The 17,261-nt window shown below is 43.0% G+C and carries 11 protein-coding genes; 6 read left to right on the top strand and 5 right to left on the bottom strand.

The features are described from left to right. Nucleotides 1-389 precede the first annotated feature (389 nt). Nucleotides 390-2,219 (bottom strand): GNAT family N-acyltransferase, encoded by a 1,830-nt coding sequence (locus F565_RS0114320; protein WP_020213926.1) that lies wholly within the window; start codon nucleotides 2,217-2,219, stop codon nucleotides 390-392. Nucleotides 2,220-2,793: 574 nt separating this feature from the next. Then, complete coding sequence (locus F565_RS0114315) at nucleotides 2,794-3,756, bottom strand: succinylglutamate desuccinylase/aspartoacylase family protein (RefSeq protein ID WP_020213925.1); 963 nt, start codon at nucleotides 3,754-3,756, stop codon at nucleotides 2,794-2,796. Nucleotides 3,757-4,223: 467 nt separating this feature from the next. Here F565_RS0114315 and uvrC point away from each other — a divergent pair, with 467 nt between their 5' ends. Further along, entirely contained in the window at nucleotides 4,224-6,020 is a 1,797-nt protein-coding gene (uvrC, locus tag F565_RS0114305; protein WP_020213923.1) for an excinuclease ABC subunit UvrC, read from the top strand. A 42-nt stretch (nucleotides 6,021-6,062) separates the two neighbouring features. After that, nucleotides 6,063-8,276, top strand: a complete 2,214-nt coding sequence (locus F565_RS0114300; protein ID WP_020213922.1) for a patatin-like phospholipase family protein — start codon at nucleotides 6,063-6,065, stop codon at nucleotides 8,274-8,276. A gap of 46 nt (nucleotides 8,277-8,322) precedes the next feature. Here the strand turns inward: F565_RS0114300 and F565_RS0114295 are convergent, their stop codons facing one another. The 3 genes from F565_RS0114295 to F565_RS0114285 all read right to left on the bottom strand — a co-directional run bounded on the left by F565_RS0114295 (nucleotide 8,323) and on the right by F565_RS0114285 (nucleotide 11,259). Further along, a complete protein-coding gene (locus F565_RS0114295) occupies nucleotides 8,323-9,018 on the bottom strand; it encodes an SDR family NAD(P)-dependent oxidoreductase (RefSeq protein ID WP_020213921.1) in 696 nt (231 codons plus the stop codon). Further along, nucleotides 9,018-9,320: a TIGR03643 family protein gene (locus F565_RS0114290; protein WP_020213920.1), complete on the bottom strand. Its 303-nt coding sequence runs from the start codon at nucleotides 9,318-9,320 to the stop codon at nucleotides 9,018-9,020. The genes F565_RS0114295 and F565_RS0114290 overlap by 1 nt, the downstream gene beginning before the upstream one ends. A 577-nt stretch (nucleotides 9,321-9,897) precedes the next feature. After that, on the bottom strand, nucleotides 9,898-11,259 hold the full coding sequence (locus F565_RS0114285; RefSeq protein ID WP_020213919.1) for a hydroxymethylglutaryl-CoA synthase family protein: 1,362 nt from the start codon (nucleotides 11,257-11,259) through the stop codon (nucleotides 9,898-9,900). Between the two features lie 299 nt (nucleotides 11,260-11,558). Between F565_RS0114285 and F565_RS0114280 the strand changes: the two genes are divergently transcribed. The 4 genes from F565_RS0114280 (at nucleotide 11,559) to F565_RS0114265 (ending at nucleotide 16,853) form a co-directional block, all read left to right on the top strand. Further along, nucleotides 11,559-12,410 carry a ChaN family lipoprotein gene (locus tag F565_RS0114280; protein ID WP_020213918.1) on the top strand — a complete coding sequence of 284 codons (852 nt, stop codon included), beginning with the start codon at nucleotides 11,559-11,561 and terminating at the stop codon, nucleotides 12,408-12,410. A gap of 792 nt (nucleotides 12,411-13,202) precedes the next feature. Continuing rightward, the gene (locus F565_RS0114275; RefSeq protein WP_020213917.1) at nucleotides 13,203-14,057 is read left to right on the top strand and encodes a succinate dehydrogenase cytochrome b subunit; all 855 of its coding nucleotides are present in this window, start codon (nucleotides 13,203-13,205) and stop codon (nucleotides 14,055-14,057) included. A gap of 15 nt (nucleotides 14,058-14,072) precedes the next feature. After that, nucleotides 14,073-16,082 carry a fumarate reductase/succinate dehydrogenase flavoprotein subunit gene (locus F565_RS0114270; RefSeq protein ID WP_020213916.1) on the top strand — a complete coding sequence of 670 codons (2,010 nt, stop codon included), beginning with the start codon at nucleotides 14,073-14,075 and terminating at the stop codon, nucleotides 16,080-16,082. A 9-nt stretch (nucleotides 16,083-16,091) separates the two neighbouring features. Then, on the top strand, nucleotides 16,092-16,853 hold the full coding sequence (locus F565_RS0114265) for a succinate dehydrogenase/fumarate reductase iron-sulfur subunit (protein WP_020213915.1): 762 nt from the start codon (nucleotides 16,092-16,094) through the stop codon (nucleotides 16,851-16,853). Nucleotides 16,854-17,261: the final 408 nt, after the last annotated feature.

The following is a 17,261-nucleotide window of genomic DNA, read 5'->3' as shown; positions in this document are numbered from 1 at the left end:
TAAGACATACTATACCGGTCGTGTCATTCTGAGCGGAGTGCAACGGAGCCGAAGAATCTCAAACATTAAGGAGATTCTTCCTTCGTCAGAATGACATACTGAACCGTTATCCAGTGTGTCATTCTGAGCGAAGTGCAACGGAGTCGAAGAATCTCAAACATTAAGGAGATTCTTCCTTCGTCAGAATGACAAACTGCATATTATTTTGTGGAATGTAATTATCATAAACTCCCAAAAGGAGCTTTCATATAGTATTAAAGCCGAAGAATCTCAAACATTAAAGAGATTCTTCCTTCGTCAGAATGACATACAGCATATATTTTGTGGATTGCAATTACCATAAAAAAAGCTCCCAAACAGGAGCTTTCATTATACTATTAAAGTTGTTGTTACAACAACTCTTCGCCTTTTTCTAAAACTTTGCGTTCCAGTTCTGCCTGAAACTCCTCCATAACGGGGCGCACGGTGCTTTCGGGTAAATCGGCAATGCGAATGTACATAAGCCCGTCTACCGAGTTATTAAACAAAGGGTCTACATTAAAGGCAATAACGCGGGCGTTTTGCTTTATGTATTTTTTTATAAGTACCGGCAGGCGCAGGTTGCCCGGCTCTACCTCTTCTATAATCTTGTCAAATTTATTAAGGTCGGCTTCCGCTTCGTTAAATACAAAGTCTTTATCACCATCTTTAAGCTTTACCTTATACTCCTTTTTAGGGTGTACATACTGGGCAATATAAGGGTCGTAGTAGTGCGATTTCATGAACTCTATCATAAGCGACTTAGAGAAATCAGAGAACTGGTTGCTTATGCTCACGCCGCCTATAAGGTACTTATGTTCTGGGTAATGCAGGGTTAAGTGTACTACACCCTTCCATAAAAGGAACAGCGGCATGGGTTTTTGCTGGTACGCCTTAATAATAAAGGCACGCCCCATCTCGATACTTTTGCTCATCATGTCATACAGCTCGGGCTCAAACCTAAACAGGTCGTGCAGGTAAAAACCGTCTATGCCATATTTTTTGTATATCTGTGCGCCAAGCCCCATGCGGTAAGCCCCGGCAATTTGCTGGGTATCATCATCCCACAAAAACATGTGGTGGTAGTATTTATCATACTGGTCCAGGTCGAGCGACTCGTTAGTACCTTCGCCCACAGCACGAAACGTAATTTCGCGCAGGCGGCCTAACTCGTGCAGTATCGCCGGGATCTTATCTGCCGATGTAAAGAACACCTCATAGTTTTTGCTTTGCAGCAGGCGTGCATCGCCTTTGCGCAGCTGTGCAACCTCGGCCACAATTTTATCCTGTAACGCGGGGCCTGCAATTTGCTTGGGGCCTTTGTTAAGCTTCAGGTTAAGATTAGAGGTGTCTATAAAAGTATCTATAAGCTTGGTCTCTTTTTCAAAAGCGTTAGAGAGCATATAGGTTTTTTTGCGTAAAAATTCAGAGAAAGCCTCCATGCTTTCGTGCTCATTTTGCTCTGCTACAGATATAGGTTTGCCTATACGCACCTTAATAACACGGTCTTTTTGAGTAAGCAGCTCGCTTGGCAGTTTTGCCGTACGCAGGGTATCGCTTACTTGTGAGAGCCAGTAAAACAAGCGGCTGTTTTTGGCATGAAAGTATATGGGCACCACGGGCACTTGTGCTTTTTTAATAAGCTTTATGGCACCTTCTTCCCACGGGCGGTCTATTATAAGCTTGCCGTCTTTGTAGGTAGACACCTCTCCGGCAGGAAAAATCCCTAACGGGTGGCCGTCCCTTACGTGGCGCAGCGCATCTTTAATGCCGCTTATGCTGCTCTTGGCATCTTTATGGTTTTCAAAAGGGTTTACAGGCATTACATAAGGCTTAAGGGGCTCTATGCGGTGCAGTAAAAAGTTGGCTATAATTTTAAAGTCGGGCTCACGCTCTACCATTAATTTAAGCAATAAAATACCGTCTATGCCGCCCAGCGGGTGGTTAGATACGGTAATATAGGGTCCGCTTTTAGGCAGTCTTTTAAGGTCTTCTTCAGGAATTTCAAATTTTATCTGGAACTCACCAAGTATAGCGTTAAGGAATTCAAGGTCACTAAGGTGTTTGTTCCTGTCGTATATCTTGTTCATCGTCGAGATCTTCAGGATTTTCATCAGCAGCCAGCCTGAAAAAGTCCCTAAAAACCCATATTTATCTGTCTTTATTGCTTTTGCAACCTCTTTAGGGGTAACTAAACTCATTCTACATTTTGTGTTTCGGGCGAAAAACAAAGATAGCAATTATACTTAAACGTTAATCCTTATCGGTGTTTTTAATTCTTATGTTAAAAGCCTGAACTGTAGGTACAAATAAATGTTTGCTTATTTACATATTGATATCGGGCAGCATTTGGCACACAATCATCTTAATATTTCCTTAACATGGTACAGGGTTAAGGCAGTGTTACGGTTTTTATGGCCGTACCGGATAATTTGCAGAAGTTTAATTTATAAAATCGATTTAAAAAAATATACTACAGCAACTATTAAGAGGCTAACTATAATTATCCAATCTTTTATAGTCTTAAATTTAATATCGGATGCAAAAAATGAATCGTTATTCTTTACGTGTTGTAACCAGGACTTATGTATAAATAATATAATCCTGCGCCCAACCCTACTAAGACACTTATACCTAAATAGTTAAAATTCATTAATTTTTGTTTTCAAATTTAAATCAATAGTTGCGAAATACACCCCCAACCCCTCTGCAATTTTTATACAGAATACAAATACCATTGCTGCCGGCTATGCTTAAAAATAACACACATTATAATTACGACAGCCGCTGCGTTATATGAAAAATAGCATCGCCCTGATACACAATAGAGGCGTCGTTGCTGTTAATGATGTAGCCGCTGTTTGGAGCTTTTACCTTTTGCTCAAATTTACCAAACGGATCTGTTATAATGGCAATTACCTCACCTTTGGTAACAAACTGCCCGGCGTGTATGCGGTTCTGGAACATGCCGGAATGGCGTGCACGCACCCATGCAGAGTCTTCAATATATATAGGCGGCCTCTCTGGTGCTTTGGCATTTTTACGTATGTTAAGCATGCCCAGGTGTTGTAGCACGCGTTTAGCACCCTGCACACCCTCCTGTGTAACCTCGTTGTTAAGGTCGAGCGATTTTCCGCCTTCATACAGCAGCATGGTAACGCCCAGTTTGCCGCAGGCATTTCTAAACGAGCCTGCAATGTTTTTAGAGAACAGCGTAAACGGCGCATTAAAAACATCCGAGAGGTCTTTTAGTTTTTTATTATCGGGCTCCACCCGTATTTGCGGCGCGTTAAAGCGGGCTGCGCCACCGGCATGAAAATCGATGCAGTAATCTACATGCGGCATTATCTCATTTAGTATGTGCCATGCAAAGCGGCTGGCAAGCGACCCGTTCCTGCTGCCGGGAAACACGCGGTTAAGGTCGCGCCCATCGGGGAACTCCCTTTTTTGGTTTACAAAGCCAAAAATATTAACCACGGGTATGCATATTATAGTGCCGGTCTTGGGCTTATTTATTTTTCGGACAATGATTTGGCGCACAATTTCTACCCCGTTTATCTCGTCGCCGTGTATCCCTGCCGAAAATAATACCACGGGGCCATCTACCTTGCTGCGCTCTATAATTACGGGTATCTTTAGCTTGGTCATGGTGTGCAGGCGGGCAATTTCCATATTAATGGTCCTGCTCTGGCCGGGCAATATGGTTTCGCCGTGTATAATTATATCTTTAGTGGGCATAAGCAAAATCTTGTTAAAGCATAAAATTAGTAATTTGAGTTTACGTGCGGGTAATAATTGTGGGGTTTTTATGGTTTAGGGGTTTATTTGTTTTTTAATTTTGTTAATGTAGTGCAGGTTTTTAGGAGTTATACCGCAAAGATGCGCAAAGGGAGCACAGAGATACACAAAGAAAAGTTGGCAACTTTGTTGCGAGGCCACAAAGCAGTATGGCTATGGATACTTAAAGTAGAAATTATCCATGCGACTATAGGGTATAGCTTTGTGGTCTCGCGCCAGGGGTGCAATCTTATCTGATAGAATTTACTTTGTGTATCTCTGTGCTCCCTTTGCGCATCTTTGCGGTATAGCCTCCTTAATGCGCTTAAATAGCAACTTTAAAGAAAGACCAACTAAATTATGTTAAACTCACTATCCTATGCGTAACCACAACACTACTTATGGATAATGTTTTTTAACTTTGTTACATGCAAACTCCGCTGGAATTACAAATACAAACACTACCCGACAGCCCGGGGGTTTACCAATATTACGATAAAGACGAAAAGCTTCTTTATGTAGGCAAGGCCAAGAACTTAAAGAAGCGGGTAATGTCTTACTTTAACAAGGTGCACGAAGTAGGCCGCACCCGTGTAATGGTGCGCAAAATTGTGAACATAAAACACATTGTGGTACCTACAGAGAGCGAGGCGTTACTGCTGGAAAACAACCTTATAAAAAAGCTGCAGCCCCGTTATAACGTACTCCTTAAAGACGACAAGACCTACCCGTGGATATGTATTAAAAAAGAACCCTTTGCCCGTATATTCTCTACAAGGTCTGTGGTTAAAGACGGCAGCGAATACTTTGGCCCCTATACCAGCTTTCGCACGGTGCATACCTTGTTAGACCTTATTAAGGAGCTGTACCCGTTGCGCACCTGCAACTACGACCTTAGCCCGCACAATATACAAAGCGGTAAATATAAAGTGTGCCTGGAATACCACCTGGGCAACTGCAAAGGCCCGTGCGAAGGCCATGAACCGTATGAGGTGTACCAGCACCATGTAGATGCTATTAGAGAAATACTTAAGGGCAACTTTAAAGAAAGCCTTAAAGATTTTAAAAAGCTGATGATGGAGCTTGCTGCCGATATGCGCTATGAAGAAGCCCAGCGCATTAAGCAAAAAATAGAGGTGCTCGAAAATTACCAGTCACGCTCTACGGTATTTAACCCACGTATTAATAACCTGGACTGCTTTACCATAATAAGCGATGAGACAATGGCTTATGTAAACTTTATTCAGGTTTCGCATGGGGCAATTATACGGTCGCACACTATGGAAATTAAGAAAAAACTCGACGAGCCTAACGAGGAGTTGTTAGAGCTTGCCGTGGTAGAGCTGCGCGAACGCTTTAACCTTATGGGTAAAGAGGTGCTCGTGCCGTTCCCTATAGACCTGGGCGAAAAAGTAAATGTTACCGTACCCAAGCTGGGCGATAAAAAACTGATACTGGATTTATCTGAACGTAACGCACGCTTTTTCAGGATGGACCAGCTTAAGCAGGAAAAAATAGTAGACCCGGACAGGCATACCAACCGCATTATGGCGCAAATGAAAAAAGACCTGCGCCTGCCGGTAGAGCCACGCCATATAGAGTGTTTTGATAACAGTAACATACAGGGTACAAACCCTGTAAGTGCCTGTGTGGTGTTTAAAGACGGCAAGCCGAGCAAGAAAGACTACAGGCATTTTAATATAAAAACGGTAGTGGGGCCAGACGATTTTGCATCGATGGAAGAGGTGGTGCACCGCCGCTACAAACGTTTATTGGAAGAAAACCAGCCGCTGCCGCAGCTTATTATTATAGATGGTGGCAAGGGGCAGTTATCATCGGCATTAAAAAGTATCGATGAGCTTGGGCTGCGTGGCAAGATTACCATAATAGGCATTGCAAAAAGGCTGGAAGAACTGTTTTATCCCGGCGACTCTGTACCCATGTACCTCGACAAAAAAAGCGAAACACTAAAAATTATACAGCACCTGCGCAACGAGGCACACCGTTTTGGTATTACCCACCACCGCGATAAACGCAGCAAGGGGGCACTGCAAACATCGGTAGAAACGATACCCGGCATTGGCGAAAAAACCATGATCACGCTGATTACCCATTTTAAATCGGTTAAGCGTATGGCGGCATCATCCGAAGAAGAAATTGCTAAGGTGGTTGGCCCATCAAAAGCAAAAAAAATAACCGACTTTTACAAGGCTAAAGCTAAATAGCATATTACTGCGTTAGTAATTATACTGTATCTTATAACATAAATGAAAAAACTGCTGCTCCTGTTATTGTGTGTATCACTTTTCGGCACCCTTGCCGGACAGGAAAAGCAACCTGCCCAAAAACGGAAGCCTAAAATAGGGCTTGTGCTTAGCGGCGGCGGGGCAAAAGGCCTGGCACACATTGGCGTGCTAAAAGTACTGGAAGAAGCCGGGGTAGAAATATCTTACGTGGGCGGTACCAGTATGGGTGCCATTGTGGGCGGTTTGTATGCCGCAGGGTATAGTGCTACCGAACTCGATTCCATCTTTCGCGACCTTGATGCCGATGCCCTCCTGCGCGACTTTACCCCGCGTGGCTCCAAGAATTTTTTCGAGAAACGTAATGACGAAATGTATGCGTTAACGCTGCCGTTTAAAAATTTTAAAATAGGTTTTCCCACAGCATTTTCTAAAGGGTTATACAATTATACTACCGTTAACCGGCTTACCGACCACGTGCGCAATGTGCGCGATTTTGATAAATTGCCCATACCCTTTGTGTGTATCGCTACAGATATTGAAACAGGCGAAGAAGTAGTGCTGCATAAAGGTGTACTGCCCGATGCCATACTGGCAAGCGGCGCATTCCCATCGTTATACAGCCCGGTAGAAATAGACGGCCGCCTGCTTATAGATGGTGGCGTTACCAACAATTACCCTATAGAGGAGGTTAAAAAAATGGGTGCCGATATTATTATTGGGGTAGACGTGCAGGACCCGCTAAAAACCCGAGACCAGATTAAGGGTGCAACGGGCGTACTGGTACAGATAAACAACTACCAGATGATTAAAAAAATGGATGCCAAGCGCAAGGCTACCGATATTTATATTAAGCCGGATATTTCGGGATTCTCTGTAGTTTCGTTTGAAGAGGGGGTAGATATTATAAAAAAAGGCGAAGATGCGGCACTCAAAATTTTAGATACGCTAAGAAAGCTGGGGTCGGGCATCCCGATAGTAAAGCCGCACATTGGCATTAAAGATTCGCTGTGCATAGAGCAGATAGAAATAAGCGGGCTTAAAAATTATACACGCTCTTATATTATAGGCAAGCTAAGCTTTAAGCCGGGCAATAAGGTAAGCTATGATGTGTTTAATAACGGTATTACAAACCTTAATGCTACGCAAAACTTTACATCGATAGCTTACTCATTTGACAAGGCAAATGCAGGCGACCCCGAAGTGCTGAGGCTGCGGCTGACAGAAACGCCCATTACCCGTTTTTTAAAATTTGGGCTGCATTACGACGGGCTTTTTAAAAGTGCCATTGTGGTAAACCTTACCCAGAAGAATTTTTTAAAGCGCAACGACGTAGCCTCGCTGGATGTTATACTGGGCGACAACTTTAGGTACAATCTTGATTATTATATAGATAATGGCTTTTACATAAGCTACGGCCTGCACTCCCATTATTATGGCTTTAACAGGAACGTATCTGCAAGTTACGTGGCCGATGCTGCCACACTGCTTAACCTGGAAACCATAAATGTAGATTTTACCGATTTTACAAACCAAATATACATACAAACCATATTTGCACAGCGTTTTCTTTTAGGCGGCGGGGCAGAGTATAAACACCTTAAAATAAAATCGCCTACGCTGCAAAATTTAAACCCCGTTTTTGAAGACAGCGATTATGTATCGGCATACTCGTACATTAAGTTCGACTCTTACGACAACAAGCATTTCCCTACGCAGGGTTACTTTTTTGCAGCAGAGGCTAAGGCATACTTATTCTCGTCAGATTATACCAATACCTTTAATAATTTCACTACCATAAAAGCCGAGATAAGCACCGCAAAAACCATTGCCCGCCACCTTACCATAGAGCTGGAGGCAGAAAGCGGCCTTACCATAGGCGATAATGTTGCTACGTTTGATTATATACTGGGTGGCTACGGCTACAATACGTTTCATACCTTCAGGCACTTTTTTGGCTACGATTTTGTGAGCCTCTCGGGCAACAGCTACTTAAAAGGTGCTGCCACGCTTGATTATGAGTTTGTGCGCAAAAACCACCTAAACGTTACTGCAAATTATGCAAACGTAGGCAGCCACCTGTACCGGGAAGGTAAATTAATATCCTGGCCCAGCTACAGCGGCTATGCAGTGGGCTACGGAATGGAAACCATTATAGGCCCGCTGGAAATAAAGCACAGCTGGTCGCCCGAAACCGGCAAGCACTATACCTGGTTTAGTGTAGGTTTCTGGTTTTAAAAACCTTGCAGGTTTAATGTATGGTGTATGATTACGATATAAAAACTTACAACAATCGTACTGCACCCATACCGCCATCTACAGCAAGCACCTGCCCGGTAATCCAGTTGGCATTTTCGCTAAGTAAAAAGGTAACGGCATTTGCAATATCGGTAGTGCTGCCTATCAGTTTTAGTGGGTTTCGGTTCTTACCGGCCTCTGTTTTTTCAGGAGAGCCTAACAGTTTTTCGGCAAGGGGCGTATCTGTAAGCGAGGGCGCTATACAGTTTACCCTTATTTTAGGGGCAAGCTCTGCGGCAAGCGATCGTGTTAAGCCCTCTACGGCACCTTTTGCCATAGCCACAGATGCGTGAAACTGCATGCCTGTTGCCACTGCTACAGTACTAAAAAGCACAACAGACGGTGCAACGGCACTTTTAAGATTTGGCAAATAAGCCTGAGCAAAGGCTGCTGCTCCCAGCGCGTTAACAGAAAAATCGGTAGTAAGGTCGGCTTCGCTAATACGGTTAAAGGGCTTAAGGTTTATGGTTCCCGGAAAATAAGCCAGCCCGTTAACGGCTTCTCCAATTTTTGGGAATGTGCCAAAGCCGTAGTTTTGCACCGTATAATAGTCGTCATACCCCGGATTGTTTTCGCTGCGCGATATACCAATAACTTTATGCCCCTGTTCTTTTAAAACAGCCAATGCCTGCACCGCCATGGCCGACGATGCCCCGGCGAAAACGTAGGTGCGCTGTGCCATTATCGTTTGCTTATTTTGTTAGATGATATAGCCCTTTGCCTGTCGCACTTAAAACGGGTAATGCTGCCGTTGCGCTTTTTAGCATGCTTGGTGTGGCAATTTTCTACGCGGGTGCGCCACAGGGTGTAGCTGCTAAATTTTAAGGTCTTTTTCATGAGTTCCTTAACGCGGTCTTCGGTAAGGCCAAACTGGTAGTATATGGCTTCAAAGGGTGTGCGGTCTTCCCATGCCATTTCTATAATACGATCAGTATCGGCATCGGTAAGTATCTCTTTTGGGGCAATAACAGGTTGGGCAGCCATTAGCTATGCATTTTAAATTTGAATAGTAAAGATACCTTAAAAGTAGTTGCAGGCCTGCGTAGTAGTAATAATTTAGGAGTTGTTTAATGCAGCTTTTTTGTACTACAGCTAATAAAAAAAGAAATCTGTCCGGGGGCGTGACAGGTATCTTTTGTATGGCATTAGTAAGTGTAGTATAGTATGATATCTTTTTCGGGGGGCCAAAAAAGGGACGTTCGCCAATATGTTGTAGTAGTAAAGTCTGCTTTATATTTGGTTAAGCATTGCTGCTGTTACAAATAGTGTTTCTTAATTACAGGACAAATATACAGCGGCTTTGTAAGTAAATATTTATTATTTAGCCAATGCACCCTTTTGCTTCGACGAATGGTAAGTATGTGCCGGTAAGATAATTTCAGGACCTTTACTATGAGGGTGTTCGATGAGTTATAAACCGTCTATCTTAAAAATTATATGGATTATTTAACCTGCAAGGCTGAAAAAAACCTTGCAGGCTTATGGCTGTTAAATTTGTATCGCAATTTTAAGTCCCGGAGAGGGATGGCATGTTATAGCGTTTAGTTTAAGGGGCGCAAAACTATTCTGCCCACTTGTAGTACCGGGCACCTGTAAGGTTAGGTATTTCTGTTTCTATAGCATCAAGCACCCACTCGTTAACGGGGGCAAGCACACTGTATGTCTGTTCTTTTTTGTGCAGCTTTTGGTAGGTTTCAAAATCTATGGTATGGCTTTGCGCAAGGGTTTCAAAAAGGCGGGCATTAGTGGCGGCAGCTTTCCAGCCGGGTTGCAATGTACCTTCAAACACCTTCGATTTAGATCCGCTTCCGTAGGCCAGGAAGCCCAGTTTTTTGCCGGTAACATCGTTATCTGTGGCAGCATAATGCGCTATGGCCGAAAGAAAACCCATAAATACAGAACCCGTATACAGGTTGCCTATAAGCGACGAGGCAGGCTCTGCCGGAGCAAGTTTTTGTTTTACAAATGCGCGGTAATCATCGCCTTTGCTAATTTCGCGCAGACGGGTTTGGTAATCTGCCGGGTCTTCGTTTCCTGTTAGCAATGGGGTATCGGCATCCAGCGCAAATATCTCGGCAAACATGCGTCGCCCCTGATATGCATACGGCAGGTGCATAATAATACTCTCCCAGGTATTGTATAAAGATGAGGTGGTATTGGTGAGTTTTTTAAAGGTGTTGTATGCCTCACGGGTACGATCTGTATAGCAGGTATTGCTGTACTGGCCATCAAAAACGGGCTGGTCTTTATGGATCTCGATAACCGATTCCAGGTTGCCAAACCACGGCTCGTTAGCCGCTATATTTGTAATATCACTTTTCTTTATTGTGCGGTAGGGCTTAAAAAAGTCGAACACCCCTTTAGTACTTACCGCCCAGTTATTTTCTATAGATAAAATCCTCGGGTTTGCCGAAACTAAAATAGCCACCGCGCCGGCACCCTGTGTATATTCTCCGGTAGACTCCAGGTCGTACTTGGCAATATCTGTAGCAATAACAATAGCTTTTTTAGTGGGGTTAAGCCTTACATAATCTATACAGTTATGCAGGGCATCTACCGCGCCTATACAGGCAAAAGTAAAATCTACCGTGTCGCACTCCAGGAATGCGTTATGCCCAAATTTTTGCTCCATGAGCGATACTAAAAACGAGCCTATAGGCTTAGAGCTGTCTATACCGCTCTCTGTGCCTACATATATACGTGCAATTTCGGCAGGGTTAAGGTTGTTATTCGTAATAAGGCGGGTAAGGGCATTGGCACCAAAAACCACAGCATCCTGATGCAAATCGGGCAAGGTCATCTTAATGAGCCCAAGGCCTTTTTCCAGTTTATCGGGGTCTATGTTACGGGCGTGCGCCAGGGTTGTTATAGGGAGGTGAATTTTAGCAATATCATACGCAATAGCGTCTATTCCGGTAGTCATGGTCTTTGTTTATGGGTATTAACGCAAATTTAAAAATAAATAATGTAACATAAGGATTGTGCATGGGAGTTAGCCACGAATTGCACAAACTATCACGAACCAATACACCTCTTTACAGTATCCCGAAGGGCTTACAGTTTTTACACGAATTGCACTTATTAGCACTAATTTTTATGGTATCGATTATTGATGGGGGTAAAAAGCGGTTTTAAAAACATATTTTATTTGTGCTAATTAGTGCAATTCGTGGCTAACAATCCTTATTTTAGCAGCTTTATTTATATTCATTATCAATAAGCATGAAACGATATTTCCTTTTAGCCATTTTTATAGTAAGCCTTGCAACGCAGGCTCAGGACAAGCAGGGTTACCAGCTGTACACCAAAGCCGGTAAAAAAACTACTTACGATAAGTTGCTTAAGGCAGCCGCCGGTACCGATGTGTTGTTCTTTGGCGAGCAGCACGATAACTCCCTCGTACACTGGCTGCAGTTAGAGCTTACTAAAGACCTTGCCGAAAAAAAGCCCCTTGTGCTGGGTGCCGAAATGATCGAGGCAGATAACCAGAAACAGCTTAACCAATACCTTGCCGGGCAGATAGACCAAAAGGTTTTTGACAGCGTTGCCCGCCTGTGGCCCAACCATAAAACCGACTATAAGCCGCTCGTAGATTTTGCTAAAGAAAAGCACTACCCATTTGTAGCAACTAACATTCCGCGCCGCTATGCCAGCCTTGTATATAAACAGGGTTTTGATGCTTTAGATAAATTAACGCCCGAAGAGAAAGCATGGATAGCCCCGCTGCCCATTGCTTATGACCCCGAATTGCCGGGCTATAAAGAAATGCTGGCTATGGCCGGTGGCCACGGTGGCGATAACCTGCCTAAAGCGCAGGCGGTTAAAGATGCTACTATGGGGTATTTTATTAGCCAAAACCTTAAGCCGGGCACTATTTTTATACACTACAACGGCTCCTACCACAGCGATGGTTTTGAGGGTATAAACTGGTACCTTAAAAAAGACAAGCCGGGCGTAAAAATTATTACCATTGCCGCCGTTACCCAAAAAGATATTAATAATCTCGATACCGAATTTTTAAATCAGGCCGACTTTATCCTTGTTGTAGATGAGGATATGACGAAGACGTATTAAGTTTTTCAGTAGTCAGTGGTCAGTGGTCAGTAATCAGTATTCAGTATTCAGATCGCAGTTCTTTGGATGAGTAAACGCGTATGAGTGTTGCTGGCTCCCCTCTTGAGAGGGGTTAGGGGTGTGTTATTACTAAGCCGCTCCTTTCTTCAGTCAAAGTCAATGTAGTACAAAGCAATATAAGTGTAATTAGTAATTAAATACATTTGGGTAGCGCGTATGAGTGTTGCTGGCTCCCCTCTTGAGAGGGGTTGGGGGTGTGTATCTTTTCTTTTGTCTTGAAACAAAAGAAACAATCCCGATAGCTATCGGGACAAGGCTCCAACTTATATTTTGCTTAACGCAACGAAGTTTTAGGCCATAGCTATACTCTGCTGGAAAATCCGCTTGAGTAGATCGGCCGGAATTCCCTCTCCTTTGGAGAGTCCCGATAGCTATCGGGAGGGAGAGAACAGAAAGATTGTCCGCACGATAGTATAAAGACGGGAAAAGCTAAACTTTTACATACACTTCACAAAGCCTGCAATTCCTTATAAGCTATCGTTTTAAAGTACTAAAACGGTGTAGTTGTATTTCACCATCTTAAATATATGAAATGCGGAATTTTGATTCTGTTGCGTTTTTTTAGGTATTTTTAATGTAAAAAAATGGAAATTATAATTTTTGACTGATAATACTTTAAAAAATCTTCACTTTATATTCATTATAAATTAGGTGGCAGGGGTTGCGGTTAAATTCATTTAGCCTTAAATTTGTTTGATTTTTAAAAAACCTTTTATATTTTAATCATACATTATGGCAAAATCTGCATTTTTGAAGTCTTCCATAGCTAAAAAGTACTGGATGGCTTTAACAGGTTTATTTCTCTGCTTGTTCCTTGTAGGGCACTTGGCGGGTAACCTTCAATTACTGGCTACTTTGTGGCATACCACCCCGGATGACGCTGCATTGCACTTTAACCAGTATGCTTTGTTCATGACTACTAACCCGGCAGTTAAAATTTTATCTTACGTTACCTATATTTCTATTCTTTTTCATGCTATAGATGGTATTATACTTACACTGCAAAACAAAAAAGCAAGGCCTATTAATTATGCAATGAACAAACCGGAAAGAAACACCATCTGGGCATCGCGCAACATGGCGGTTTTAGGTACGGTTATCCTTGTGTTCATTGTATCGCACATGGTAAGCTTCTGGGCAAAAATGCACTTTGATGAAAATATGCCATTGCAAACCATAACCATTAACGCCGGTGGTGCACCACAGGAATTTTATGTAACTACAGATGGTGGCTACATACCAAAAGCACAGGTAGACCAGGGCGCATATAAAATACACGACAGGACATCTTTTTATGATGGTCAGGCCAATGTAAAAATTAAAGAAGGTTACAAAGACCTTTATAAAATTACTATAGAGTTTTTTAAGCAGCCTACTTATGGTTTGCCTTTCACAATATTATATGTACTTTCAATGATCGTGTTAGGCTTTCACCTGTTTCACGGTTTTGGCAGTGCCTTTCAGTCGCTTGGTGCAAACAACCCTAAATACAACGGTCTTATCAAAAATATAGGTAAAGGCTTCTCTATCATAGTGCCTGCCCTTTTTGCTATCATACCGTTATACATTCACTTTTTACTTAAATAATCAACGTCAATAAACATGAAGTTAGATTCTAAAATACCCGAAGGGAATATCTCCGATAAATGGACCGATTATAAAGATCATTTAAAACTGGTTGCCCCAAACAACAGGCCTAAGCTTGATATTATTGTAGTGGGCACCGGCCTTGCAGGAGCATCTGCCGCTGCATCATTTGCAGAGATGGGCTACAATGTTAAGGCATTTTGCTTTCAGGATTCTCCACGCCGTGCACACTCCATTGCTGCACAGGGTGGTATAAACGCTGCTAAAAATTACCAGAATGATGGTGATAGTATATACAGGTTGTTTTATGATACTATAAAAGGGGGCGACTACAGGGCGCGCGAAGCTAACGTGCACCGCCTTGCAGAAGTGTCCGGTAACATAATTGACCAGTGTGTGGCTCAGGGTGTTCCTTTTGCCCGCGATTACGGCGGAATGCTGGATAACCGCTCTTTTGGTGGTACACAGGTACAGCGTACTTTTTATGCTGCAGGGCAAACAGGCCAGCAGTTACTATTAGGTGCTTACTCATCGCTTTCGCGCCAGATAGGGCAGGGGCGTATACAAATGTACAACCGCCACGAAATGCTCGATATTGTTAAGGTAAACGGCAAAGCGCGTGGTATTATAGCACGTAACCTTGTTACGGGCGAGCTTGAGCGCCACTCCGGCCATGCTGTTATTATAGCATCTGGCGGGTATGGTAACGTATACTTCCTTTCTACAAATGCTATGGGAAGTAACGTAACCGCAGGCTGGAAAATACACAAAAAAGGGGCTTATTTTGCTAACCCTTGTTTTGTACAAATTCACCCTACATGTATACCGGTACACGGCGAGAACCAGTCGAAACTGACCCTGATGTCGGAATCGTTACGTAACTCAGGCCGTATATGGGTTCCTAAAAAGAAAGAAGATGCAGAAGCTATCCGCGCAGGAAAGCTAAAAGCTACAGATATTAATGAAGAAGACAGGGATTATTTTCTTGAAAGAAGGTACCCTGCCTTTGGTAACCTTGTACCAAGGGACGTAGCAAGCCGCGCTGCAAAAGAGCGTTGCGATGCCGGTTTTGGTATAGAGGCTAATGCTACCAACGAGGGTGTTTACCTTGATTTCTCATCAGAGATAATAAGTAAAGGTAAGCAAACTGCTTATGCTGCGGGTAACCATAACCCAAGCGACGATGAGGTTATTAAGCTTGGTAAGGCATGGATTGAGGAAAAATATGGTAACCTTTTCCAGATGTACCAGCAAATTACAGACGAAAACCCGTATGAGGTACCTATGAAGATCTATCCTGCGGTACACTATACAATGGGTGGTGTATGGGTAGATTATAACCTGCAAAGTACTATACCTGGCTGTTTTGTAGCCGGTGAAGCTAACTTTAGTGACCACGGTGCTAACCGCCTTGGTGCATCTGCACTTATGCAGGGTCTTGCCGATGGTTATTTTGTACTGCCTTATACAGTATCTGATTACCTTGCCGGCGAAATTGCCACAGGTAAGATACCTACAGATTCGGCTGAATTTACAGAGGCAGAAAATGCTGTACGTTCTCAGTTAGAAGGTTTCCTTAACAATAAAGGAACAAAATCGGTTGACTTTTTCCATAAAAAACTGGGCCACATTATGTGGAACAAAGTGGGTATGGGCCGTAATGCGCAGGGGCTTACAGAGGCTATTGCCGAGATTGCAGCACTTAAAGAAGAATTCTTTAGGGATGTTTATGTACCGGGAACTACGGATGAGCTAAACACAGAGCTTGAAAAAGCGGTTCGTGTGGCTGATTTTATAGACCTTGGGCAACTAATGGCGCGCGATGCTTTACAGCGCAACGAGTCTTGCGGTGGCCACTTTAGGGAAGAGTACCAGGATGCAGAAGGTGAAACCCTTCGTGATGATGAAAACTTTGCATTTGTGGGCGCATGGGAATATCAGGGCAATGATATTAATGCCGAGGTATTGCACAAAGAAGAGCTTAAATACGAGTACATAAAAATTGCCGCAAGGAATTACAAATAAAATAACACCATGGCTTCTAATAAAAATATAAACATACACCTTAAAATATGGCGTCAGAAAAACGCCAAAACTAAAGGTAGCATAGAAACGTACAAACTTGATAATGTATCTACAGACAGTTCGTTTCTTGAAATGCTGGATCAGTTAAATGAGCAGCTTATAAATACCCAAAAAGAACCCATAGCTTTTGATCATGACTGCCGCGAAGGTATTTGTGGTGCATGTTCGCTATACATAAACGGCCAGGCGCACGGGCCGGCAAGCCAGGTTACTACCTGCCAGCTGCACATGCGCTCGTTTAAAGACGGCGATACCATATATGTAGAGCCGTGGAGAAGTAAAGCATTCCCGGTTATTAAAGACCTTATTGTAGACCGTAGCTCGTTCGACAGGATACAGCAGGCGGGTGGTTTTGTATCGGTAAACACATCGGGCAATACTATAGATGCCAATGCTACCCCGGTACCTAAGCATGATGCCGACAGGGCTTTTGAGGCTGCTGCATGTATAGGCTGTGGTGCTTGTGTGGCAAGCTGTAAAAACGGTAGTGCTATGCTGTTTGTAGGTGCTAAGGTATCGCAATATGCATTGCTACCTCAAGGTAAAGTAGAGGCTACACAGCGTGTACTTAACATGGTACGCCAAATGGATGAAGAAGGTTTTGGTAACTGTACCAATACCGGAGCCTGCGAAGTGGAGTGCCCTAAAGGTATCTCTCTTGAAAATATTGCCCGTATGAACAGGGAATATCTTTTTGCAAGCATAAAATAAGAAAACAAAAACTGACTTATAGTGCTAAGAACGCATCCTGTAACGGGATGCGTTTTTTTATATACTATATTGTTAAGGCTTTTATGTATTATATAAATCTATAAAGAATGGCATAATTTTAAGACACACCCCTAACCCCTCTCAAGAGGGGAACCAGCTACACTCGGCGGTTAAGAACAACAGTATTTCAGACACTTGAGTGAGCACAACTGAGTGTTCCCCTCTTGAGAGGGGTTAGGAGTGTGTTGCACAGGATAATTGTAACAAATAGAAATGATTCAACTAATACGTATATCTATAGCTAATCTTTGCCGTTCCTTGTGGTAACTTTTTCATTTTAGGTGTGGTTGGTTTACCTAAAATTACTGATTTTTGTTTTATGTTGTTGCTGCATAGCATATTAAAAAA

The sequence above is a fragment of the Flavobacterium rivuli WB 3.3-2 = DSM 21788 genome, assembly GCF_000378485.1.
GTDB lineage: Bacteria > Bacteroidota > Bacteroidia > Flavobacteriales > Flavobacteriaceae > Flavobacterium > Flavobacterium rivuli.
This window is presented reverse-complemented; position numbering and strand designations above follow the sequence as displayed.